Raw genomic sequence first — 23867 nt, 5'->3', positions numbered from 1 at the left:
GTTTATGAGCTCAGTGCAGTACCCGACCCGGTTGCCTTGCGGCAACCGGGTTCTTGATTTGTCGCGTACCCATGTCATGGGTATTCTCAATATCACCCCCGATTCCTTCTCCGATGGCGGGCGCTTCAGTCAGCGCGACGAGGCCCTGCGCCATGCCGAAGCGATGGTTGCGGCCGGCGCCACGCTGATCGACATCGGCGGTGAGTCCACGCGCCCCGGCGCGCGAGCGGTATCGGTGACCGAGGAGCTGGAGCGTGTGGCGCCGATGGTGGAGGCCATCAACGGTCGCCTCGATGTCGTCATCTCGGTCGATACCTCGACGCCTGCCGTCATGCGTGAATCGGCGCGCCTCGGTGCCGGGTTGATCAACGACGTACGTGCCCTGGAGCGCGATGGCGCCCTGGACGCCGCTGCGGATACCGGCCTGCCGGTGTGCCTCATGCACATGCGCGGCGAGCCGGGTAACATGCAGGACGACCCGCACTACGATGATGTGACCGCTGACGTCACGCGTTATCTAGAGCAGCGGATGGCTGCCTGCGCTTCGGCGGGCATTGATGCGAGCAGAATCATCCTTGACCCGGGCTTTGGTTTCGCCAAGACACTGGCGCACAACCTGAGCCTGTTCAAGCACATGGAAGCGCTCTATCGCCTTGGGCGCCCGCTACTGGTGGGCGTATCACGAAAGAGCATGATCGGCCTGACGCTGGAACGTCCGGTCGGCGAGCGCTTGTACGGCAGCCTTGCGCTGGCGGCGTTGGCCATGACTAAAGGGGCGAGCATCCTTCGAGTCCATGATGTGGCTGAAACTGTCGATGTGGTACGCATGATTGCTGCGGTGCAAAACGCCGAATAAGAACATTGGAGTCCCTATGAGCAGAAAATACTTTGGTACCGACGGCATTCGTGGCCGCGTCGGCGAATTCCCGATCACGCCTGACTTCATGCTGAAGCTTGGCTGGGCGGCCGGCATGGCGTTCCGCAAGCAGGGCCATTGCCGGGTGTTGGTGGGCAAGGACACGCGTATTTCCGGCTACATGTTCGAGTCTGCACTCGAAGCCGGCCTGGCTGCGGCAGGTGCCGACGTCATGCTGCTGGGGCCAATGCCTACACCGGCCATCGCCTACCTGACCCGTACCTTCCATGCGCAGGCGGGCATTGTCATCAGTGCCTCGCACAACCCACACGAAGACAACGGCATCAAGTTTTTCTCGGGCCAAGGCACCAAACTGCCGGACGAAGTCGAGCTGATGATCGAAGAGCTGCTCGATCAGCCGATGACGGTTGTCGACTCGGGCAAGCTGGGCAAGGTGTCGCGCATCAACGATGCTGCCGGCCGCTACATCGAGTTCTGCAAGAGCAGCGTGCCTAGCAGCACCAGCTTCGACGGCCTCAAGCTGGTGGTCGATTGCGCCCACGGTGCAACCTACAAGGTGGCGCCGAGCGTGTTCCGTGAGCTGGGCGCCGATGTGACCGTGCTGCATGCGCAGCCAGACGGCCTGAACATCAACGAAGGTTGCGGCTCGACCCACATCGAATCGCTGCAGGCCGCCGTGCTGGTTGGCCATGCCGACCTCGGCATTGCCTTCGACGGTGACGGCGATCGCGTGTTGATGGTCGACCATACTGGCGCCATCGTCGACGGTGACGAGCTGCTGTTCATCATTGCCCGCGACCTGCACGATCGTGGCAAGCTGCAGGGCGGGGTGGTGGGTACGCTGATGAGCAACCTCGGCCTGGAGCTTGCGCTGAAGGACCTGGATATTCCGTTCGTACGGGCCAAGGTCGGCGACCGCTACGTCATGGCCGAGCTGCTGGAGCGTGAGTGGCTGATCGGTGGTGAAAACTCCGGGCACGTCGTGTGCTGCAACCACACCACCACCGGTGACGCGATCATTGCCGCGCTGCAGGTGCTGATGGCGCTCAAGCGCCGTGGCGAAACCCTGGCACAGGCCCGTCAGGCCCTGCGCAAGTGCCCGCAGGTACTGATCAACGTGCGCTTCGGCGCCAGCAAGGTCGACCCGCTGGAGCACCCGGCAGTCAAGGAAGCCAGTGCCAAGGTGACCGAGGCACTGGCGGGGCGCGGCCGTGTTCTGTTGCGCAAGTCGGGTACAGAGCCGCTGGTGCGGGTTATGGTCGAAGGCGAAGACGAAAGCCAGGTGCGCACGCACGCTGAAGCGTTGGCCAAACTGGTCGGCGAAGTTTGTGCCTGAAGGCGCTTGCCAGCGCAGATCTGGTTGGGTAAGATCTGCGCCCACTTTGACCGACGAGGTAAAGCATGCGTCGCCCTATGGTAGCTGGTAACTGGAAGATGCACGGTACCCGCGCTAGCGTCGCTGAGCTGACCGAAGGCTTGAGCAATCTCGCCTTGCCGAGCGAAGTGGAAGTCGCAGTGTTTCCATCGGCCCTGTTCATCAATCAAGTGATCGATGGCCTGGCGGGTAAAGAAATTACTGTCGGTGCACAGAATTCTGCTGTACAACCCGAACAGGGTGCGCTGACCGGGGAAGTTGCTCCGGAGCAGCTGGTCGAGGCAGGTTGCAAGTTGGTGTTGGTTGGCCATTCGGAGCGTCGCCAGATCATTGGTGAAACCGACGAAGTGCTCAATCGCAAGTTTGCAGCGGCCCAGGCCAAAGGTTTGAAGCCAGTGCTTTGCATAGGGGAAACCCTTGAAGAGCGCGAGGCTGGCAAAACGCTTGAAGTTGTCGGGCGTCAACTAAGCAGTATCATCGAGGCATTCGGTGTTAAGGCTTTTGCCAATGCAGTAATTGCCTATGAGCCTGTATGGGCCATCGGCACCGGCCTCACGGCCACGCCACAGCAGGCCCAGGATGTGCACGCCGCCATCCGCAGCCAGCTGGCGGCAGAAGATGCTGAAGTAGCTGCGAAGGTGCAGTTGCTCTACGGCGGCAGCGTGAAGGCGGCCAATGCGGCCGAACTGTTCGGCATGCCGGATATCGATGGGGGTCTCATTGGTGGGGCTTCCCTGAACGCAGACGAATTCGGTGCAATTTGTCGCGCCGCAGGAAACTGAACAAATGCTGGAAACAGTCATCGTTGTTTTTCATCTGTTGGCAGCGCTGTCGCTTGTAGTGCTGGTTCTGTTGCAACAGGGTAAGGGTGCGGAAGCAGGTGCATCTTTCGGCGCGGGTGCTTCAAACACCGTGTTCGGGAGCCAAGGCTCTGCAACGTTCCTAAGTAAATTCACTGCTATACTCGCTGCCACTTTCTTTTTGACAGCACTTGGGTTAGGATACTTCGCGAAGCAACAAGCTCACCAGCTTAGCCAAGCAGGTCTTCCAGATCCAGCAGTGCTAGAAGTGAAAGAGCCGCAAAAACCGGCAGTTAATGATGATGTACCGGTGCTCCAACAGCAGAAGAGCGAAACCACCAATAACACTGGTGATGTACCTCCTCCGGCTCAAGAGCAGAAGTAACGGGTTTCAAGTAGTAATATTGCCGAGGTGGTGGAATTGGTAGACACGCAACCTTGAGGTGGTTGTGCCCATAGGGTGTAGGGGTTCGAGTCCCCTTCTCGGTACCAATTGAAGCTTGAGAGCCCGCTTTAGCGGGCTTTCTTGTAGGTGAACGTTTGGATTTGACCCTTAACAGGGTTCGGTCTTATACTTTCGCCCCAGCTTTGTCGCGGGGTGGAGCAGCTTGGTAGCTCGTCGGGCTCATAACCCGAAGGTCGTTGGTTCAAATCCAGCCCCCGCAACCAGCTTCAGCGGAGCCCCTTTTCAGGGGCTTTTTGCTAACCGAACAGTTTTCGGCGTCGTTGTCCAACGGCGCTTTCAGGGATGGGCGCTTTGCCCATTTTTTATTTGCACAGCATGCACGAGGGGGTTCAGGTGTCGAGCAAGCTAGAACAGTTGCAGGCCTTGTTGGCCCCGGTTGTCGAGGGTCTGGGCTATCAGTGCTGGGGGATCGAATTCGTTTCCCAGGGTAAGCATTCGGTACTGCGCATCTACATCGACAAAGACGGCGGCATCCTGGTGGAGGACTGCGAAGCGGTCAGTCGTCAGGCCAGCGCCATTCTCGATGTGGAAGATCCAATCAGCAGTGAGTACACCCTCGAGGTGTCTTCTCCAGGCATGGATCGCCCACTGTTCACTCTGGAACAGTTTGCCTCGCATGCCGGCGAACAAGTGAAGATCAAGCTGCGCTCACCCTTCGAGGGTCGTCGTAACTTCCAGGGCCTTCTCCGCGGTGTGGAGGAGCAGGATGTGGTTGTCCAGGTGGACAATCAGGAGTTCCTGTTGCCGATCGACTCGATCGACAAGGCCAATATTATTCCCAGTTTTGACTGAGACGTGCCGGGCCCGGCGGACTATCCGGGCCCAATGGCTTGCGCAAGGCGAGGCGTACGATGAGCAAAGAAGTACTGCTGGTTGTTGAATCGGTATCCAACGAAAAAGGTGTACCGCCCGGCGTCATTTTCGAAGCGCTGGAGGTGGCCCTGGCCACTGCGACCAAAAAACGTTTTGAAGACGAAGTTGATCTGCGTGTGGAAATCAACCGCCACACCGGTAGCTACGAGACCTTCCGTCGCTGGACCGTGGTCGACGAAGCCGATCTTGACGACCCGGCGATCGAAACCTGGTTGGACAAGATCAAGGACACTCATCCGGAAGCCAAGATTGGTGACGTGATCGAGGAGAAGATCGAGTCCATCGAGTTCGGTCGTATCGCCGCCCAGACCGCCAAGCAGGTCATCGTGCAGAAGGTCCGTGAGGCCGAGCGTGCCCAGGTGGTCGATGCCTACCGCGAACGCGTAGGCGAGATCATTTCCGGTACCGTCAAAAAGGTTACCCGCGACAACGTCATCGTTGACCTGGGCAACAACGCCGAGGCCTTGCTGGCCCGCGAAGATATCATTCCGCGCGAAACCTTCCGTGTGGGTGTGCGCCTGCGTGCACTGCTCAAGGAAATTCGCACTGAAAACCGTGGTCCTCAGCTGATCCTGTCGCGCACCGCGCCACAGATGCTGATCGAGCTTTTCCGCATTGAAGTGCCGGAAATTGCCGAGGGCCTCATTGAAGTCATGGCTGCCTCCCGTGATCCGGGTTCGCGAGCCAAGATCGCCGTCCGCTCCAAGGACAAGCGCATCGACCCGCAAGGCGCCTGTATCGGCATGCGTGGTTCGCGCGTCCAAGCTGTATCCGGGGAGTTGGGTGGTGAGCGTGTGGATATCGTCCTCTGGGACGATAACCCGGCGCAGTTCGTCATCAACGCCATGTCGCCGGCTGAAGTCGCGGCGATCATCGTTGATGAAGATGCCCATGCCATGGACATCGCCGTCGCCGAGGATAACCTGGCCCAGGCCATTGGTCGTGGCGGTCAGAACGTTCGTCTTGCCAGTCAGTTGACCGGCTGGACGCTGAACGTGATGACCGAGAAGGACATTCAGGCCAAGCAGCAGGCCGAAACCGGTGACATCCTGCGCAATTTCATTGATGAGCTGGAAGTCGACGAGGAGCTGGCCCAAGTGCTGGTCGACGAAGGCTTTACCAGCCTCGAAGAAATTGCCTACGTACCGTTGGAAGAAATGCTCAACATCGATGGCTTTGACGAAGATATCGTCAATGAGCTCCGCGCTCGAGCCAAGGACCGTTTGTTGACCAAGGCCATCGCTACCGAAGAAAAACTGGCAGACGCCCACCCGGCCGAAGACCTGCTCTCTCTTGAGGGTATGGACAAAGACCTGGCGGCTGAACTGGCGGTGCGCGGCGTGGTTAACCGCGAAGACCTGGCCGAGCAGTCGATCGACGATCTGCTCGACATCGACGGCATCGACGAAGAGCGTGCCGGCAAGTTGATCATGGCCGCCCGAGCCCATTGGTTCGAGTAATTAGGCGCGGCCTGAGGAGAGAAGTGCATGACGCAAGTCACGGTGAAAGAACTGGCCCAAGAGGTCGAGGCACCGGTAGAGCGCCTGCTGCAGCAGATGCGTGAGGCAGGTCTGCCGCACACCGACGCCGGTCAGGTAGTGACCGACAATGAGAAGCAGACCCTGTTGACTCATTTGAAGAGCAGCCACAAGAGCAAGGCGGAAGAACCGCGCAAGATTACCTTGCAGCGCAAAACCACCAGCACCCTGCGTGTCGCCGGTAGCAAGAGCATCAGCGTAGAAGTACGCAAGAAGAAAGTATTCGTGCAGCGCAGCCCGGAAGAAATCCAGGCTGAGCAGAAGCGTGAAGTGGAAGAGCGCCGCGCGGCTGAAAACGCCGCTCGCGACAAGGTTGACGCCGATGTTCGCCAGCGCAACGAAGATCAGGCTCGCCGTCAGGCAGCCAACTCTGCTGTAGCCGCCCCTGCGCCTGCCGCCAAGCCAGAGCCGGCACCTGCCGCTGCCCCGGCCCCGGTAGTCGCCGACGCCCCGGCCTCCGAAGACGCTGCAGCCCGTGCTGCCGAGCGCAAGAAGGACGAGACCCGTCGCAACGAAAGCCGCACCCGTGATGACGACCGTCGTCGTGGCGAGGCGCCTCGTGTGTCGATCAAGGTCAAGGTCAAGGAAAAGGAAAAGGCGCCGACTCCGCGTGCTGCTCCGCGTACCACCGACGAAGAGAGCGATGGCGCTCGTCGCGGCCGTGGTGGCAAGGGCAAGCTGAAGAAGCGTAACCAGCATGGTTTCCAGAACCCGACCGGCCCCGTCATCCGTGACGTGACCATCGGCGAGACCATCACGGTTTCCGAACTGGCCAACCAGATGTCCGTCAAGGGCGCTGAAGTCGTCAAGTTCATGTTCAAGATGGGCACCCCGGTTACCATCAACCAGGTGCTCGACCAGGAAACCGCTCAGCTGATCGCAGAAGAGCTGGGTCACAAGGTCACCCTGGTCAGCGATACCGCCCTGGAAGACTCCCTGGCCGAATCGCTGAAATTCGAAGGCCAGACCGAGTCGCGTGCGCCGGTGGTCACTGTCATGGGTCACGTTGACCATGGTAAGACCTCGCTGCTCGACTACATCCGTCGTGCCAAGGTTGCCGCTGGCGAAGCCGGTGGTATCACCCAGCACATCGGTGCCTACCACGTGGAAACCGATCGTGGCATGGTCACCTTCCTCGACACCCCGGGCCACGCAGCTTTCACCCAGATGCGTGCACGCGGTGCCAAGGCGACCGACATCGTCATCCTGGTGGTGGCAGCGGACGACGGCGTGATGCCACAAACCCGCGAAGCCGTTCAGCATGCCAAGGCAGCTGGCGTTCCGTTGGTAGTTGCGGTGAACAAGATCGACAAGCCAGGTGCTGACCTCGATCGCATCCGCAACGAACTGTCTGTCGAAGGTGTTACTTCCGAGGACTGGGGTGGTGACACTCCATTCGTCAAGGTTTCGGCGAAGATGGGTACCGGCGTCGACGAACTGCTCGAAGCCGTCCTGCTGCAGGCCGAGATCCTCGAGCTGACCGCAACCCCGACCGCTCCAGGTCGTGGCGTGGTCGTCGAATCGCGCCTGGACAAGGGCCGTGGCCCAGTGGCCACCATCCTGGTTCAGGACGGTACCCTGCGTCAGGGCGACATGGTGCTGTGCGGCTCCAACTATGGCCGCGTGCGTGCCATGCTGGACGAGAACGGCAAGCCTGTGAAGGAAGCCGGCCCGTCTATCCCGGTCGAGATCCTCGGCCTGGACGGTACTCCGGAAGCCGGTGACGAGCTGTCCGTGGTTGCTGACGAGAAGAAAGCCCGCGAAGTTGCCATGTTCCGTCAAGGCAAATACCGTGAGGTCAAGCTGGCCCGTGCTCATGCGGGCAAGCTGGAAAACATCTTCGAGACCATGGGTCAGGAAGAGAAGAAGACCCTCAACATCGTCCTCAAGACCGATGTGCGTGGTTCCCTGGAAGCGTTGAACGGGTCGCTCGCCGGCCTGGGCAACGACGAAGTCCAGGTGCGCGTGATCGGTGGTGGTGTTGGTGGTATCACCGAAAGCGACGCCAACCTGGCGCTGGCTTCGAATGCAGTACTGTTCGGCTTCAACGTGCGTGCCGATGCCGGCGCGCGCAAGATCGTCGAGCAGGAAGGTCTGGATATGCGTTACTACAACGTGATCTACGACATCATCGAAGACGTCAAGAAGGCCCTGACCGGCATGCTCGGCAGCGATGTTCGCGAGAACATCCTGGGTGTCGCCGAAGTGCGTGACGTGTTCCGTTCGCCGAAGTTCGGCGCCATCGCTGGCTGTATGGTCATCGAAGGTACCGTGTACCGTAACCGTCCGATCCGCGTTCTGCGCGAAGACGTGGTTATCTTCGAAGGCGAGCTGGAATCGCTGCGTCGCTTCAAGGACGACGCCGCCGAAGTGCGTAGCGGCATGGAGTGCGGTATTGGCGTCAAGAGCTACAACGACGTCAAGGTCGGTGACAAGATCGAAGTCTTCGAGAAAGTCCAGGTGGCTCGTACCCTTTAAGGGCGAGCAAGCCGCAAACCTCCGCTACAGGGCGGTTTGCGGCACCTCTTCAGGTAGCGCCCGGTCAGGCATTGGTCTGACCGGGCGTTTGCCGCTTTAAGTTACAGGTAGCAAAAATGGCCAAAGAATACAGCCGTACCCAACGTATCGGCGATCAGATGCAGCGCGAGCTGGCCGAGCTGATCCGTCGCGAAGTCAAGGATCCACGTGTCGGTCTGGTTACCATCACCGCCGTGGACGTCAGCCGTGACCTGGGCCATGCCAAGGTGTTCATCACCGTCATGGGCGAGGAAACGCCAGATGCCGTGAAGCAGTCGTTGAAGGCACTGAACAGTGCTGCCAGCTTCCTGCGTCTGCACCTTGGCCGCTCGATGCAACTGCGCAGCGTGCCGCAGCTGCACTTCCACTTCGATGAAAGCGTCAGCCGCGGTGTGCACCTGTCGGCGCTGATCGAGCGTGCAGTGGCCGAAGACCGCCTGCACAAGGATACCGACGAGCTGGACACCAAGGAGTAAGCGGTGGCCCAGGTCAAACGTATCCGCCGCAATGTCAGCGGCATCATCCTGCTCGACAAGCCTTTGGGCTTTACGTCCAACGCCGCCCTGCAAAAGGTGCGCTGGCTGCTCAACGCGGAAAAGGCCGGCCATACTGGCAGCCTCGACCCGCTGGCAACCGGCGTGCTGCCACTGTGCTTTGGCGAGGCGACCAAGTTTTCGCAGTACCTGCTCGATTCCGACAAGGGCTACGAAACCGTCATGCAGATGGGGCAGACTACCAACACCGGCGATGCCGAAGGTGAGGTGCTGCAGACCCGCGAGGTGACCGTTGGTCGTGCCGACATCGAGGCAGTACTGCCACGATTTCGTGGCCCTATCAGCCAGATACCGCCGATGTACTCGGCGCTCAAGCGTGACGGCCAGCCACTTTACAAGCTGGCGCGTGCAGGAGAGGTAGTGGAGCGCGAGGCGCGTTCTGTTACTATTAACCGCTTGGAGTTGCTGGAGTGTGAAGGCACCCGTGCACGGCTGAGCGTAGGATGCAGCAAAGGCACCTATATCCGCACCCTGGTGGAGGATATCGGCGAGGCCCTTGGTTGCGGCGCCTATGTCGCCGAACTGCGCAGGACCCAGGCCGGGCCCTTTGCGCTGGCACAGACCGTCACGCTCGAAGCGCTCGAACAGGCCCATGCCGAAGGTGGCAACGAAGCGCTCGATCGCTTCCTGATGCCCTCGGACAGCGGTCTGCAGGACTGGCCCATGGTGTGCCTGTCCGAGCACAGTGCGTTCTACTGGCTGCATGGGCAGGCAGTACGCGCGCCGGACGCGCCACAGTTTGGCATGGTCCGGGTACAGGATCACAATGCGCGCTTCATCGGTATCGGTGAAGTGAGCGAAGACGGGCGTATTGCGCCGCGTCGGCTGATTCGGTCGGAATGACCGAAACCGCGGGGTGAGGCTTCGGCCGAGCCCTACGGAATCAAGGGTGGCTGTCAGTAGGCACGGTCACACCTTTCTTATTAATACAGGGATTTGTCCCTGGCCTATTGGACCCCGCTTGCGGGATCCGTTATCAGGAGAAGCCAAATGGCCCTCAGCGTTGAAGAAAAAGCTCAAATCGTTACCGACTACCAGCAAGCTGCTGGCGACACTGGTAGCCCGGAAGTTCAGGTTGCTCTGCTGACCGCGAACATCAACAAGCTGCAAGGCCACTTCAAGGCCAACGGTAAAGACCACCACTCGCGTCGTGGCCTGATCCGCATGGTAAACCAGCGTCGTAAGCTGCTGGACTACCTGAAGGGCAAAGACACCACTCGTTACAGCGCCCTGATCGGTCGCCTGGGCCTGCGTCGCTAATAGCGGCCTGGTCAGTGGTGTGCATGGCGTGTCTCATGCATTGGCAGCGCTGCCTGGCAGCGTTGTCTATGGGCATGCCATGCGTATCTCCGAGGTTGGCAGCCTGGTGAAGTGGAGCGCTTTGCGCTCTTCAACCAGGCTCCCAGCCTCGTGTTGTATCTGGACGGTCAATGGGGCCGATTCCCCGTTCTGCCCACACATTCGCAAGAAACCAGTTCCCCCAAGAGCCACTGAAAAAGGTAGGAAACCGTGAACCCGGTAATCAAGACATTCCAGTTCGGTCAGTCGACCGTTACTCTCGAAACGGGCCGTATTGCCCGTCAGGCAACCGGCGCCGTGCTGGTTACCGTCGACAACGACGTCACCGTGCTGGTGACCGTGGTAGGTGCCAAACAGGCTGATCCAGGCAAGGGTTTCTTCCCGCTGTCGGTTCACTACCAGGAAAAGACCTACGCCGCCGGCAAGATCCCGGGTGGCTTCTTCAAGCGTGAAGGCCGTCCTTCCGAGAAAGAGACCCTGACCTCGCGCCTGATCGACCGTCCGATCCGTCCGCTGTTCCCGGAAGGCTTCATGAACGAAGTGCAGGTCGTCTGCACCGTGGTTTCCACCAGCAAGAAGACCGACCCGGACATCGCCGCGATGATCGGTACCTCGGCTGCCCTGGCCATTTCCGGTATTCCGTTCGAAGGCCCGATCGGCGCCGCCCGCGTTGCCTTCCACGAGAGCACCGGCTACCTGCTGAACCCGACCTACGAGCAACTGGCTGCCTCGAGCCTGGACATGGTCGTTGCCGGTACCTCCGACGCCGTACTGATGGTTGAATCGGAAGCTCAAGAGCTGACCGAAGACCAGATGCTGGGTGCCGTACTGTTCGCCCACGACGAATTCCAGGCTGTTATCCAGGCTGTCAAAGAGCTGGCTGCCGAAGCTGGCAAGCCAACCTGGGACTGGAAACCTGCCGTTGCCAACACCGAGCTGTTCAACGCTATCCGCGCCGAGTTCGGCGAAGCGGTTTCGCAGGGCTACACCATCACCGTCAAGGCTGACCGCTATGCGCGCCTGGGCGAGCTGCGTGATCAGGCCATCGCCAAGTTCTCCGGTGAAGAAGGCCAGCCTTCGGCTGCCGAAGTAAAAGAAATCTTCGGCGAAATCGAATACCGCACCGTTCGCGAAAACATCGTTAACGGCAAACCGCGTATCGATGGCCGCGACACCAAGACCGTTCGTCCGCTGAACATCGAAGTAGGTGTTCTGCCGAAGACCCACGGTTCGGCGCTGTTCACCCGTGGCGAGACTCAGGCACTGGTCGTTGCGACCCTGGGTACTGCCCGTGACGCACAGCTGCTGGATACCCTCGAAGGCGAGAAAAAAGACCCGTTCATGCTGCACTACAACTTCCCGCCGTTCTCGGTAGGTGAGTGTGGCCGTATGGGTGGTGCTGGCCGTCGCGAAATCGGTCACGGTCGTCTGGCTCGTCGTTCGGTACAGGCCATGCTGCCGGCCGCTGACGTGTTCCCGTACACCATTCGCGTCGTTTCGGAAATCACCGAGTCCAACGGTTCCAGCTCCATGGCGTCGGTCTGTGGCGCTTCCCTGGCGCTGATGGACGCGGGTGTGCCGATGAAGGCACCGGTTGCCGGTATCGCCATGGGCCTGGTCAAGGAAGGCGAGAAGTTCGCCGTTCTGACCGACATCCTGGGTGATGAAGACCACCTGGGCGACATGGACTTCAAGGTAGCCGGTACCGCCAAAGGCGTGACCGCGCTGCAGATGGACATCAAGATCAAAGGCATCACCGAAGAGATCATGGAAATCGCCCTGGGCCAGGCCCTGGAAGCGCGCCTGAACATCCTCGGCCAGATGAACCAGATCATTGGTCAGTCGCGTACCGAGCTGTCGGCCAACGCCCCGACCATGATCGCGATGAAGATCGACACCGACAAGATCCGTGACGTCATCGGTAAAGGCGGCGCCACCATTCGTGCCATCTGTGAAGAGACCAAGGCTTCGATCGACATCGAAGACGACGGCTCGATCAAGATCTTCGGCGAAACCAAGGAAGCGGCAGAGGCTGCCAAGCAGCGCATCCTGGGCATCACCGCCGAGGCCGAAATCGGCAAGATCTACGTGGGCAAGGTTGAGCGTATCGTCGACTTCGGCGCCTTCGTCAACATCCTGCCTGGCAAGGACGGCCTGGTGCACATCTCCATGCTGAGCGATGCTCGCGTCGAGAAAGTCACCGACATCCTGAAAGAAGGCCAGGAAGTCGAAGTACTGGTACTGGACGTGGACAACCGCGGCCGTATCAAGCTATCGATCAAAGACGTTGCCGCGGCCAAGGCCTCGGGCGTCTAAGCGACTGCCACGCTACACAGAAAGGGCCCTTCGGGGCCCTTTTTTCATGGGGTACGGGAACCTTTTGCGGACTTGCATCTTGCATGCAGGTTTACCGCGCTGATTGCAAAATGCACGACATTGAGCTTGATAGCAATTAGCTAACTTGTTGATTTTAAAGGGAACAAGCGAAGCGGGAAAGCTGGCACAGCCCATGCAACTACCTTCATACCTGCCGCCAGGACATACGGCGCAGACCTTTCGAAAAACAGGAGTGACCCACATGAAGAAGTTCGCCATTGCTGCCGCTACTGCTACCGCTCTGACCCTGACCATGGCTAACGCGGCATTCGCCCAACAGTCCACCCAGGCCCCGATGACGCTTGCGGCCGGTGAGGTGACCAAAGCCAAGGAAGCCACTTCCGATACCTGGATCACCACCAAGGTCAAATCGGACCTGCTGACTGAGAAAGGCATCCCGGGTTCCGACATCAAGGTTGAAACCAACAAAGGCGTCGTGTCGCTGTCGTCGACCACCGCCGTGACCGAATCGCAGAAAGAAATGGCGATTGCTATCACCAAGAAAATCAAAGGCGTGAAGGCCGTTTCGGCCGATGGCCTGAAAGCCGAATAAGGATTGTCCCGTCGGCCAAACGGATTTGGCCACTTACACATAAAGCCCCGGCGTGAGCCGGGGCTTTTTCATACCTGCTAGTACACCGGGTTGCGTGCGATCACATCGCTTTCGATGCATTCCTGCTCGGCGATCAGCGGTTCTACCAGTGGGCGGCTGTCGCGAAAGTGCGCGGTCTGGGTATGGGCTTCATACGCGGCATCGTCGCGATAGATTTCGTACAGGTAAATAAGCTCTGGGTCGACCCGGTCCTGCGACACATCGAACACCAGGCAGCCTGGCTCGCTGGCGACGGAAGCGGCGGCATTGACCTTGATCGCTGCCAGAAAGGCCTCCGCGCAACCAGGCTTTACACGGGTCTTGATGAACAGGCTATACACAAGTCGCTCCTTTTGTTTTAAATTCAATTATGAATTGTATACAAAAATGGAGCTCCGCCAATGTCTGAATTGCCCGCACGTCCTGGCCGCCTGAATGGCCTGCGCCATATCGCCTTGCTGGTACCCAACCTGGAGGAATGCGAGCGCTTCTACGTCGATGTGCTGGGGATGGAAGTACTGAACCGCGCCAATGAAGACCTGGTGTACCTCACCTGCGGCAACGACAACCTTTCGTTGGGGCGTGGGGCGGGGGCGGCCAATGGGCTGCAGACTCTGGATCACTATGGGTTCATTGTGGACAGCGTGGAGGAGCTGGAAGCGTGGTACCAATACTTCAAGGCCCATGGCGTGACCTTGCTCGACCGGCCGTTCAACCATGGTGACGGGGCGCGCAGCTTCCACTTGCTGGACCCGGCGGGGAACAAGGTGCAGCCGCTGTACCACCCGGCGGTGTCGGGGCAGCGGTTGGTCTGAAGCCTGTGCCGGCCTCTTCGCGGGCGCGCCCGCGAAGCGGCCAAGCCTGCTAGAGGGGTTTACTCGGCATCCAGATGCATCGGCGTCACCACCCGCCCATCGCTTTCAGGCTGGCCCAGGCTGGTATCGATGAAATACACCCGGTCGTCTTCCAGCTTGCCCTTGTCCACCAGGTAATCCTTGATGCTGCTGGCCCGCTCCTGGCCGAGTGTACGCAGCAGGGCGGTGCTTTCGGCCCACGACTTGATCACTGCCTCGCGTAGCCTGGTGGTGCGTTCTTCGCGGCCCAGTTGCTCCCATTCGGCAGGCGGCTGCTGTTTCAGACGGGTGCGGTAGATGCCTTCAAGCATTGCCGGTTTGTCGCTGTCGTCGACCACCAGCATCGAAGCATTGGCCGGCACTTTGTCACCGCGGCGCTGCAGGATCTTGTACCAGGTGGACTGGTACTCGCGCTCCAGGCGTTGCTGGGCGATCAGTGGGCCGTCGCTGGCCTGGGCGCTGGTGCCTTCGATTTCCAGGCGCAGTTCGGGGCGCTCTTTCAGCGCCGCAGCCAGCTTGTCCAATGACGACTGGGCATCGCCAGAGAGTTCGCTGGAGCCTGGGGCAAACGCCACGTTACCCAGGTCTTGCGAGCCCCCGCCGGTAATCAGCCCACCAATGAACTTGAACGGTGCCTGCGCCGCGCGCAGTACCAGGTTGCGCAGTGTTTGCCACACAATCGGCATTACGCTGAATTGCGGGTTGTTGAGGTCACCCGTCACCGGCAGCTCGATCGAGATCTTGCCCTCGGTATCCTTCAGCAGTGCCACTGCCAGGCGGATCGGCAGGTCTACGGCGTCCGGGCTGTCGACTTTTTCGCCCAGTTGCAGCTGCTCCACCACTACCTTGTTCTCGGCCTTGAGCTGGCCGTTGGTAATCAGGTAGTGCAGGTCGAGGTTGAGCCGGCCCTTGCGGATGCGGAAGCCGGCAAACTTGCCGGAATAGGGCGTCAACGTGGTCAGCTCGACCCGCTTGAAGCTGGTGGCGATGTCCAGGCTCGCCAATGGGTTGAACGGGTTGAGTGCGCCCTTGATGGTCACCGGTGCGTAACGGTCGACCTTGCCCTTGACGTCAACCTTGGCCGGCAGCGGCTTGCGGTTGTCGATGGTGCCGATCTGGCCGTTGAGCTGTTGAACGGCGGTGGCGAAGTTCGGGGTGAGCGACAGGTCTGCGAAGTTGGCCGAGCCATCATTGATGTCGATCTGGCCGATGTGGATGCCCAGGGGCTTTTCGTTGCTGGCCGAGGCCGGCTTGGCATGGCTGCTCGCCGGGGCGCCGGCCGGTTGCGGGACCAGCAGGTCATTGACGTTGGTGGTGCGGTCTTCGTTGATGATGAAACGCGCATACGGCTGCAGCAGGGTGACCTTGTCGATCGACAGTGCATCGCCGTGCACGTAGGACAAGCCGTCGACATTCACCTGCTGCCATTTAACGAAGTCGCGGCTCTTGATGGTGTCCAGGGTATGCAACTGGTTGACCTGCGCTTTGCCGGTAATAGTGAAAGCCAATGGCGCGGTGTTCTTCAGGTCGACCTTGAGGTCGCTGGCGAGCATGCCGCTGCGCAGCTCCAGCAGGATGAACGGGTTGATATAGGCCTGTGCCACACGCAGGTCGATGTCGCGGGTGCTCACATCCAGCTTGGCCCATATCGGCGCCAGGTTGACCTGGCCGGCCGCCTGCAGCTTGCCTTGCCTGCCTACGCCGGTGTCGAGCTTAAGCGTGAAGGGTGACTGGTTGAGGCTGTCGAAACCTTGCAGGTCGGCGTTGAGCGGGCCAATGTCCAAGGCTACCGGTTCTTTCTGGCTGCGGTCTGCCAGGTGCACCAGGTAGTTGCGCAGTTGCACGTCCTTGAGCAGCACTTGCCAAGGTTTGCCTGGCTCCTTGGCAGCTTTCTCTTCAGGCGTAGGCTCGGCGGCAGCGGGCTCGGCTTTTTCCTTTGGCGTGGCCTTGGCCGGTTGGCTGGCGAACAGCTTCTGCCAGTCGAGCTGGCCGTCTTTTTCCAGCGCCGCCCAGGTTTCCAGTTTTTCGCTGCGGATCTTGCCGACACTGACCCGTTGCTTGACCAGGTCGACGGAGGTTTCGCTCACGTCCAGGCTGGCCAGGCGCGCCAACGGGCGGCCATCCGGTGCCTTGATGGCGAACGGCGCGATGCGCACCGACACGTTATCCAGCAGCAGCTCGGTCTGTTTGGCGAGGTTGAGCGTGTAATGCGCATCAAGGCTGAGCACGCCATCTTCCAGCACCAGTGGCACGGCATCGCGCACGTAGGGCCAGAACAGCTTCATCTTGGCGTCGGTAACCTTCAGTGTGCCTTCGGAAGCGATCGGCGACAGGCTCAGGGTACCTTTCCAGTCGATCCGGCCACCATTGGGGCCGTTGGCCACCAGCGTCATGTCGGCATTGTCGTTGGGCAGGGTGCTGAGGTTTTTCAGCTCCAGGTTCATGTTGTCGTAGAGAAACTCGATTGGCTCGCTGGGGCGCAGGTCCTCGAAGTGCAGGTAGCCATCGACCAGCTTGATGCTGCCAATGCGTAGCGGGAACGGGTCGCTGGGCGGCTCGTCGGGTTTGGCCTCACTGGCTGGCAGCTTGAACAACCCGGTGAGGTTGAGGGAACCGTCCTTGGCGAACAGCACCTCGTTGCGTGGTTTGTCCAGTTCCACCGCTTGCACATGCAGGGCTTTGGTCCACAGGCTGTCGAGCGAAACGTTAGCGTACAGACGCTCGAAACCGACCTGCTCCTTGCCCGGCTCGCCGATCTGCAGGCCCCACAGCGTCAGCTCAAGGCTGAAGGGGTTGAGTTCGATCCGTTCGAGGTGGGCCGGCACGGTGGCGTACTGGGCCAACTGCTGGTTGGCGACGCGCAGCGCGACACCAGGAAGAATGAGGAAGCCGAGCAGGCTATAGAGGGCTACCAGGGCCACGATTGCGCCGGCGGCGCGAGTCAGTCCTTTGTACATGTGTCGCTTCGTCTGTCTAAGCAGGAGTGCTTGGAGTATGGCACGTTAAATCAGTTCCGCAGGCGCGACCACTTGGCCTCATTCGATGCCCATGCGCCGTTTGGCCCGATGCGCCGAGCCGTCGCGCATGGCCCAGCGCAGTACCGGTGCGGTGCGTTGCAGGCCCAGGCGAATCAGGCGCTGTTGCAAGGCTCCGTGCTGCAGGCCGAGCATGGCCTGTGCCCAGCCCGGCAGCAGGTCGATACCGGCGTGCAGCATCAGCTTGCCAACTGGCTGTGCCAGGCGGCTGGGGGCAGGGGCGTCGAGCAGGATCTGTATGACTTCATGGCTGCGCGTATCGCAATGCAGCTGCGGGCGCATGCGTTGCAGGTAGTCTTCGACCTGCTGACACGAACGTGGCACGTCACGGGCGCCAAGGCGCTCGGCGATCAGGGCGATTTCGTTGTAATAGGCATCCTGCTCGGTGCGCGGCAGGTGCGGGTTGCGATAACGCAGGTGGGCGGCGAGGAAACTGCTGACCTCCGCCACATGCACCCAGGTCAGCAGGTCCGGATCGCTGGCTGCGTAGGGGCGGCCGTCCGGTGCCGTGCCGGTGACCTGCAGGTGAATGGTGCGCACCTTGTCGATCAGCCATTCGGCATCGCCGGTGGCACCAAAGGTGGTACCGGAAATGAACTGGCTGGTGCGGCGCAGGCGGCCGAGCAGGTCTTCACGGAAATTGGAGTGGTCCCACACGCCGGCCAGGGCCAGCGGATGCAGCAGCTGCAGCATCAGCGCGCTGATGCCACCGACCAGCATGCTGGGGAAGTCGCCATGTACCTGCCAGCTGATGCTGTGCGGGCCGAACAGGCCCGGGTCGCCCTTGGGCGATTCCAGGTCGAGCTGGCCGAGGGCCAGCCCGGTGAGGCTCATGACCTGGGTTTCGATGCGGCGACGAAGGGCTTCCATGGCGACCTGAGGTTCAGGGCGGCCATGGACAGTGGCCGCCGGTTACTGGTTGAGGCGTTTATCGATCAGGCCCTGTACCACGCTGGGGTCGGCCAGGGTCGAGGTATCGCCAAGGTTGTCCAGCTCGTTGCAGGCGATTTTGCGCAGTATACGCCGCATGATCTTGCCTGAGCGGGTCTTGGGCAATGCGGGCGCCCACTGAATCAGCTCGGGCTTGGCGAAACTGCCGATTTCCTTGCTGACCAGGGCCAGCAGCTCGGCCTTGAGCGCATCGTCCGGGGTCACGCCATTCATGGGCGTGACGAAGGCGTACACGCCCTGGCCCTTCAGGTCGTGAGGGTAACCGACCACCGCTGCCTCGGCGACGCGGTCATGCAGCACCAGCGCGCTTTCCACTTCAGCGGTGCCGATGCGGTGCCCTGACACGTTGATCACATCGTCGATGCGCCCGGTGATCCAGTAGTCGCCATCGGCATCGCGGCGGGCTCCGTCGCCGGTGAAGTAATAGCCGGGCATGGGCTTGAAGTAAGTGTCGACCATGCGCTGGTGGTCGCCATAGACGCTGCGGATCTGGCCAGGCCAGCTGGCCTTGATGACCAGCAGGCCAGCGCCGGGGCCTTCGATCAGCTGGCCTTTTTCGTCCAGCAGTGCGGGTTGCACGCCGAACATGGGCTGAGTGGCGCAGCCGGGCTTGAGCGATTGCGAGCCGGGAAGCGGGGTGAGCATGATGCCCCCAGTTTCGGTCTGCCACCAGGTATCGACGATGGGGCAGCGTTTTTGCCCCACTTCCTCGAAATACCATTCCCAAGCTTCGGGGTTGATCGGCTCGCCGACGCTGCCCAGCAGGCGCAGGCTTTTGCGCGAAGTGCCCTGCAGCGGTGCGGACCCCTCGCGCATCAGTGCGCGCAGGGCGGTCGGTGCGGTGTAGAAGATGTTCACCTGATGCTTGTCCACCACTTGCCAGAAGCGCGAGGTGTCCGGGTAGTTGGGCACGCCTTCGAACATCAGCGAGATCGCGCCATTGGCCAGCGGGCCATAGACGATGTAGCTGTGGCCGGTAACCCAGCCTACGTCGGCGGTGCACCAGAACACCTCGCCGTCGCGGTAATCGAACACTACCTTGAAGGTCATCGTCGCCTGCAGCAGGTAGCCGCCGGTGGTGTGCAGCACGCCTTTGGGTTTGCCGGTGCTGCCGGAGGTGTAGAGGATGAACAGCGGGTCTTCGGCCTCCATCGGCTCGGGTGGGCAGTCGTCGCCGGCTTTGTCGGTCACCTCGTGGTACCAGACGTCGCGGCCTTCGGCCCAGCTCACATCGCTGCCGGTGCGGCGTACCACGAACACGCTGCTGACCGCGGGGCAGCTGGCCAGGGCCTTGTCGACGTTCTGCTTCAGCGGGATGCGCTTGCCACCGCGCACGCCTTCATCGGCGGTGATCACAGTGCGGCAATCGGCGTCGAGGATGCGGTCACGCAGGGCGTCGGGGGAGAAACCGCCGAACACCACCGAGTGGATGGCACCGATGCGGGTGCAGGCGAGCATGGCGAAGGCGGCTTCGGGGATCATCGGCATGTAGATGCATACCCGGTCGCCTTTTTTCACGCCGCGGGCCTTCATCGCATTGGCCAGGCGGCAGACCTGGCGGTGCAGTTCGCGGTAGGTGATGGCCTTGGCGTCGTGGGGATCGTCGCCTTCCCACAGCAGCGCGGTTTGCTCTGCGCGCTGGGCCAGGTGACGGTCGATGCAGTTGTAGCTGACGTTGAGCTGAGCGCCGTCGAACCAGCGAGCCTTGCCGGTGTTCAAGTCGCATTGCTGCACGCTTGACCAGGGCTTGACCCAGTCAAGGCGCTTGGCCTGTTCGGCCCAGAAGGTGTCAGGGTCGTCGACTGACTGGCGGTAGAGGCGGCGGTAGTCGTCGGGGGTGAGGGTGGCAGACTGGCTGACGGCCAGTGCCTGGGGGTAATTGCGGATATCGAACATGGCGGGTGGTCCTGCTCTTGTAAGGGGCGATGGACTGCAACGGCTATTCGATAGGACAGTGTAGCTGGGAGCGGTGTTCAACCTGTGCTGGCCTCTTCGCGGGTGAACCCGCTCCCACAGGGACCGCACGATGCTTGGAACTTGTGCAGTACCTGTGGGAACGGGTTTACCCGCGAAGAGCCCCGTGCAGGCGTTAGATCACCCGCGGTGACGGCCGCGGAAGTAGTTGATCAGGCCTTGGGTGGAGCCGTCTTCGGCGCTGTCTTCCAGGGTGCCAACCAGGCGTTGGTACACACCCTTGCCCAGCTCTTTGCCCAGCTCCACGCCCCACTGGTCAAAGGCGTTGATGCCCCAGATGACGCTCTGCACGAACACCTTGTGCTCATACATTGCCACCAGCGCGCCGAGGCGGCGTGGGCTGATGCGCTCCACTACCAGGGTGTTGCTAGGGCGGTTGCCCGGGATCACCTTATGCGGGGCCAGCTTCTCGATGTCCGCTTCGTTCAGGCCTTTGCTGCGCAGTTCGGCCTCGGCTTCTTCACGTGTCTTGCCCTGCATCAGCGCCTGGCTCTGCGACAGGCAGTTGGCGTACAGCCACTGATGATGGTCGGCCACCGGGTTGAAGCTCACGACCGGCACGATGAAGTCGGCCGGAATCAGCTGGGTGCCCTGGTGCAACAACTGGTGGTAGGCATGCTGGCCGTTACAGCCGACGCCGCCCCAGATCACCGGGCCGGTGGCGGTTTTCACCGGGGCGCCGTCCTGCAGCACGCTCTTGCCGTTGGACTCCATGTCCAGCTGCTGCAGGTGCTTGGTAATGTTGCGCAGGTAGTGGTCGTACGGCAGGATCGCGTGGCTGCTCGCGCCCCAGAAATTGCCATACCACACACCCAGCAGGGCCAGCAGCACCGGCATGTTCTTGTCGAACGGCGCGGTCTGGAAGTGCTGGTCCATGGTGTGGGCACCTGACAGCAGCTCCTTGAAGTTGGCGGTGCCGATGGCCAGGGCGATGGGCAGGCCGATGGCCGACCATAGCGAATAGCGCCCACCCACCCAGTCCCACATTGGGAAGATGTTCTCTTCGCGAATGCCGAACGCCACTGCGGCGGCCTTGTTGCTGGAAACCGCGATGAAATGGCGGTACAGCTCGGCTTCCGAGCCGCCCTGGGCCAGGTACCAGGTACGCGCAGCCATGGCGTTTTTCAGGGTCTCGAGGGTGTTGAACGACTTCGACGAGACGATGAACAGGGTGGTTTCGGCGCGCAGGTTGGCCGAGAGCTCGTGGAATTCACTGCCGTCGATGTTCGCCAGGTAGTGGCAGCGTACGCCACGCTGAGCGTAAGGCAGTAGCGCTTCGGAAACCAGCTCGGGGCCAAGGAACGAGCCACCGATGCCAATGTTGACCACGTCGGTGATCGGCTTTTCGCTGTAGCCGCGCCACAGGCCGTCATGGATGCGGCCGACCAGTTCGGTGATCTGGTTGAGTACCTTGTGCACTTCCGGCATGACGTTCACGCCGTTGACGCTCAGCTTGTCGCCCACCGGCCGGCGCAGGGCGGTGTGCAGCACCGGGCGGCCTTCGGAAGCGTTGATGATTTCGCCGCTGAACATCGACTTGATGGCGTCCTGCAGGCCCACTTCGTTGGCCAGGTTCACCAGCAGGTCGCGGCTTTGTTCGGTGATCAGGTTTTTCGAGTAGTCGAGGAACAGGCCGCAGCAGCTCAGGGAGAACTGGTCGAAGCGTTGGGCATCGGCGGCGAAGGCTTCGCGCATGCTGAAGCCTTGCATGGCGTCGCGGTGTTGCTGAAGCGCCTGCCAGGCGGGCAGCGCCGTCACATCGTGGGGTGTACGGTAATACGCCATTGCGCGGGGTTCCCTTGGTGCGTGATGAGGCCTTGGACACGGCAGTCATTGCCGGGTTCAGGCTGGCATCATTATAGGCAAAGGCCACGCACTGGGAATGGGTATGGCAGGGTGATTTTGGGGAGCGCTTTGCGCCCCATTCGCGGCACAAGGCCGCTCCCACAGTTTCTGTGTCGGGCTTGACGGCTGTGGGAGCGGGCTTGTCCCGCGAATGGGCTGCATAGCAGCCCCAGGCCGTTATGCGGTCTTTTCTTCCACATGCAGGTAAAGGTTGTCGATCAACCTGGTGTTACCCAGATAAGCCGCAGCAATCACCACCAAATCGCGATCATCGATCATTGCCGGGCGTAGGCTCACGGCATGGCGCACTTCCAGATAATCCGCGCGCAGCCCCGCAGCACTCAGCTGCGCCTGCCCCTCGGCGACCAGCGCGGCAAAATCCCGTTGGCCACGGCCGATGGCCGCTGCGATGTGCTGCAGCGTGCGGTACAGCACCGGCGCGGTCGCACGCTGCTCCGGCGTGAGGTAGCCATTGCGCGACGACAGTGCCAGGCCATCCTCGGCACGCACAGTGGGCTCGCCAATGATCTGAACCGGCATGTTCAGGTCGCGCACCATGGCGCGGATCACCGCCAGTTGCTGGAAGTCCTTTTCACCGAACACGGCAAGGTCTGGCTGGACCATGTTGAACAGCTTGCTGACCACGGTGGCCACACCTTCGAAATGCCCCGGCCGGCTGGCGCCGCACAGGCCTTCGGACAGGTGGGGCACGCTGACGCGGGTTTGCACGCTCATGCCGTCGGGGTACATCTCTTCCACGGTGGGCGCGAACAGCAGGTTGCAGCCGGCCTGCAGCAGGCGCTCCTGGTCTGCGGCCAGGGTGCGCGGGTACTTGTCGAGGTCTTCGTTGGCGCCAAACTGCAGCGGGTTGACGAAGATGCTGGCCACCACGAAATCGGCGCGCTGCGCAGCCTTGGTTACCAGGGCCGCGTGGCCGCTGTGCAGGTTGCCCATGGTGGGCACGAAGCCGATGCGCTTGCCTTCACCGCGAGCGCGGGCGACGGCGGCGCGCAATTCGCGGACGGTCTTGACTGTATTCATGCACTGAACCCGTGTTCGCTACCAGGGAAGCTGACTTGCTTGACCGCCTCGACGTAAGCGACGAGCGCGCTGTGGATATCGGGCTGGCCTTGCATGAAGTTCTTCACGAACTTCGGCACTCGGCCGCTCAGCGACAGGCCGAGCATGTCGTGCAGTACCAGCACCTGGCCATCGGTGGCGCTGCCGGCGCCAATGCCGATCACCGGGATGCCCACGGCGTTGGTGATTTCTGCCGCCAGTTCGCTGGGTACGCATTCGAGCAGCAGCATGGCCGCGCCGGCCTGTTCGAGGGCGATGGCGTCGGCGCGCATCTGCCGGGCCTGGGCCTCCTGACGGCCTTGCACCTTGTAGCCGCCCAGCACGTTGACGGTCTGCGGGGTCAGGCCCATGTGTGCGCACACCGGCACACCGCGCTCAGCCAGCAGGCGGATGGTTTCGGCCAGCCAGGCGGCGCCTTCGATTTTGACCATGTGGGCGCCGGCGCGCATAAGCGTGGCGCTGTTGGCAAAGGCTTGCTCCGGGGTGGCGTGCGCCATGAATGGCAGGTCGGTGAGTATCAGTGCACCGTCATTACCGCGTTTGACGCTGGCGGTGTGGTAGGCCATGTCCGCCGTGGTGACCGGCAGGGTGCTGTCGTGCCCCTGCAGGACCATCCCCAGCGAGTCGCCTACCAGCAACACTTCAATGCCGGCCTGGCTGGCGGCCTTGGCGAAGGTCGCGTCGTAGCAGGTCAGCATGGTGATTTTTTCACCCTTGGCCTTGAGGCCATTGAGGGTGGTAAGGGTTACTTCAGGCATGTCGGAAAATCCTCGTTCAGGCGCTGTAAAAAACGACTGCATTCAACGCGTGTAGTCATCTTCCGGAGCGGCACATCATCGCGCGTGATGTTCGGGCACAGGT

Annotated in this window: 20 protein-coding genes and 2 tRNA genes; 15 read left to right on the top strand and 7 right to left on the bottom strand. The window is 61.3% G+C overall.

Going from position 1 to position 23867, the window contains the following annotated elements:
• Positions 1 to 4 precede the first annotated feature (4 nt).
• The 14 genes from folP to OZ911_RS24755 all read left to right on the top strand — a co-directional run bounded on the left by folP (position 5) and on the right by OZ911_RS24755 (position 13228).
• The gene (gene folP, locus OZ911_RS24820) at positions 5 to 856 is read left to right on the top strand and encodes a dihydropteroate synthase (RefSeq protein ID WP_023047603.1); all 852 of its coding nucleotides are present in this window, start codon (positions 5 to 7) and stop codon (positions 854 to 856) included.
• 16 nt (positions 857 to 872) lie between these two features.
• Positions 873 to 2213 (top strand): phosphoglucosamine mutase, encoded by a 1341-nt coding sequence (gene glmM, locus OZ911_RS24815; RefSeq protein ID WP_016489171.1) that lies wholly within the window; start codon positions 873 to 875, stop codon positions 2211 to 2213.
• A gap of 65 nt (positions 2214 to 2278) precedes the next feature.
• A complete protein-coding gene (gene tpiA, locus OZ911_RS24810; RefSeq protein ID WP_016489170.1) occupies positions 2279 to 3034 on the top strand; it encodes a triose-phosphate isomerase in 756 nt (251 codons plus the stop codon).
• A gap of 4 nt (positions 3035 to 3038) precedes the next feature.
• Entirely contained in the window at positions 3039 to 3437 is a 399-nt protein-coding gene (gene secG, locus OZ911_RS24805) for a preprotein translocase subunit SecG (RefSeq protein WP_016489169.1), read from the top strand.
• A gap of 21 nt (positions 3438 to 3458) precedes the next feature.
• Positions 3459 to 3544 (top strand) — tRNA-Leu (locus OZ911_RS24800).
• A gap of 100 nt (positions 3545 to 3644) precedes the next feature.
• Positions 3645 to 3721: transfer RNA gene (locus OZ911_RS24795), tRNA-Met, on the top strand.
• 130 nt (positions 3722 to 3851) lie between these two features.
• Positions 3852 to 4310, top strand: coding sequence for a ribosome maturation factor RimP (gene rimP, locus OZ911_RS24790; protein WP_024717415.1), 459 nt, complete (start codon positions 3852 to 3854; stop codon positions 4308 to 4310).
• 59 nt (positions 4311 to 4369) lie between these two features.
• Positions 4370 to 5851 carry a transcription termination factor NusA gene (gene nusA, locus OZ911_RS24785; protein ID WP_016489167.1) on the top strand — a complete coding sequence of 494 codons (1482 nt, stop codon included), beginning with the start codon at positions 4370 to 4372 and terminating at the stop codon, positions 5849 to 5851.
• A gap of 27 nt (positions 5852 to 5878) precedes the next feature.
• Positions 5879 to 8407 carry a translation initiation factor IF-2 gene (gene infB / locus OZ911_RS24780; protein WP_070086914.1) on the top strand — a complete coding sequence of 843 codons (2529 nt, stop codon included), beginning with the start codon at positions 5879 to 5881 and terminating at the stop codon, positions 8405 to 8407.
• Between the two features lie 116 nt (positions 8408 to 8523).
• A complete protein-coding gene (gene rbfA, locus OZ911_RS24775; RefSeq protein ID WP_016489165.1) occupies positions 8524 to 8922 on the top strand; it encodes a 30S ribosome-binding factor RbfA in 399 nt (132 codons plus the stop codon).
• Positions 8923 to 8925: 3 nt separating this feature from the next.
• The gene (truB, locus tag OZ911_RS24770; protein WP_016489164.1) at positions 8926 to 9843 is read left to right on the top strand and encodes a tRNA pseudouridine(55) synthase TruB; all 918 of its coding nucleotides are present in this window, start codon (positions 8926 to 8928) and stop codon (positions 9841 to 9843) included.
• 147 nt (positions 9844 to 9990) lie between these two features.
• Positions 9991 to 10260, top strand: a complete 270-nt coding sequence (gene rpsO / locus OZ911_RS24765; protein WP_016489163.1) for a 30S ribosomal protein S15 — start codon at positions 9991 to 9993, stop codon at positions 10258 to 10260.
• Positions 10261 to 10509: 249 nt separating this feature from the next.
• Positions 10510 to 12615 carry a polyribonucleotide nucleotidyltransferase gene (gene pnp / locus OZ911_RS24760; protein ID WP_023048994.1) on the top strand — a complete coding sequence of 702 codons (2106 nt, stop codon included), beginning with the start codon at positions 10510 to 10512 and terminating at the stop codon, positions 12613 to 12615.
• A 262-nt stretch (positions 12616 to 12877) separates the two neighbouring features.
• On the top strand, positions 12878 to 13228 hold the full coding sequence (locus OZ911_RS24755) for a BON domain-containing protein (protein WP_016489161.1): 351 nt from the start codon (positions 12878 to 12880) through the stop codon (positions 13226 to 13228).
• 77 nt (positions 13229 to 13305) lie between these two features.
• Here the strand turns inward: OZ911_RS24755 and OZ911_RS24750 are convergent, their stop codons facing one another.
• On the bottom strand, positions 13306 to 13608 hold the full coding sequence (locus OZ911_RS24750) for a heme-binding protein (RefSeq protein ID WP_023048995.1): 303 nt from the start codon (positions 13606 to 13608) through the stop codon (positions 13306 to 13308).
• A 60-nt stretch (positions 13609 to 13668) separates the two neighbouring features.
• On the opposite strand from OZ911_RS24750, the gene OZ911_RS24745 reads away from it, so the two are divergent.
• Positions 13669 to 14082, top strand: a complete 414-nt coding sequence (locus tag OZ911_RS24745) for a VOC family protein (protein WP_010955354.1) — start codon at positions 13669 to 13671, stop codon at positions 14080 to 14082.
• A gap of 59 nt (positions 14083 to 14141) precedes the next feature.
• On the opposite strand, the gene OZ911_RS24740 is transcribed toward OZ911_RS24745, so the two are convergent.
• From OZ911_RS24740 to panB, 6 genes are all read right to left on the bottom strand, one after another.
• The gene (locus OZ911_RS24740; RefSeq protein WP_070087006.1) at positions 14142 to 17078 is read right to left on the bottom strand and encodes a DUF748 domain-containing protein; all 2937 of its coding nucleotides are present in this window, start codon (positions 17076 to 17078) and stop codon (positions 14142 to 14144) included.
• A 78-nt stretch (positions 17079 to 17156) separates the two neighbouring features.
• Complete coding sequence (locus OZ911_RS24735) at positions 17157 to 18026, bottom strand: oxygenase MpaB family protein (RefSeq protein ID WP_016489159.1); 870 nt, start codon at positions 18024 to 18026, stop codon at positions 17157 to 17159.
• Positions 18027 to 18068: 42 nt separating this feature from the next.
• Entirely contained in the window at positions 18069 to 20003 is a 1935-nt protein-coding gene (gene acs / locus OZ911_RS24730; RefSeq protein WP_016489158.1) for an acetate--CoA ligase, read from the bottom strand.
• Positions 20004 to 20201: 198 nt separating this feature from the next.
• Entirely contained in the window at positions 20202 to 21866 is a 1665-nt protein-coding gene (gene pgi / locus OZ911_RS24725) for a glucose-6-phosphate isomerase (RefSeq protein ID WP_096426765.1), read from the bottom strand.
• A gap of 237 nt (positions 21867 to 22103) precedes the next feature.
• A complete protein-coding gene (gene panC, locus OZ911_RS24720; protein WP_060519959.1) occupies positions 22104 to 22967 on the bottom strand; it encodes a pantoate--beta-alanine ligase in 864 nt (287 codons plus the stop codon).
• Positions 22964 to 23764 (bottom strand): 3-methyl-2-oxobutanoate hydroxymethyltransferase, encoded by an 801-nt coding sequence (panB, locus tag OZ911_RS24715; protein WP_060519961.1) that lies wholly within the window; start codon positions 23762 to 23764, stop codon positions 22964 to 22966. The genes panC and panB overlap by 4 nt, the downstream gene beginning before the upstream one ends.
• Positions 23765 to 23867 lie beyond the last annotated feature (103 nt).

Source organism: Pseudomonas fortuita, from assembly GCF_026898135.2.
In the GTDB taxonomy this organism is placed as follows: Bacteria; Pseudomonadota; Gammaproteobacteria; order Pseudomonadales; family Pseudomonadaceae; genus Aquipseudomonas; species Aquipseudomonas fortuita.
This window is presented reverse-complemented; position numbering and strand designations above follow the sequence as displayed.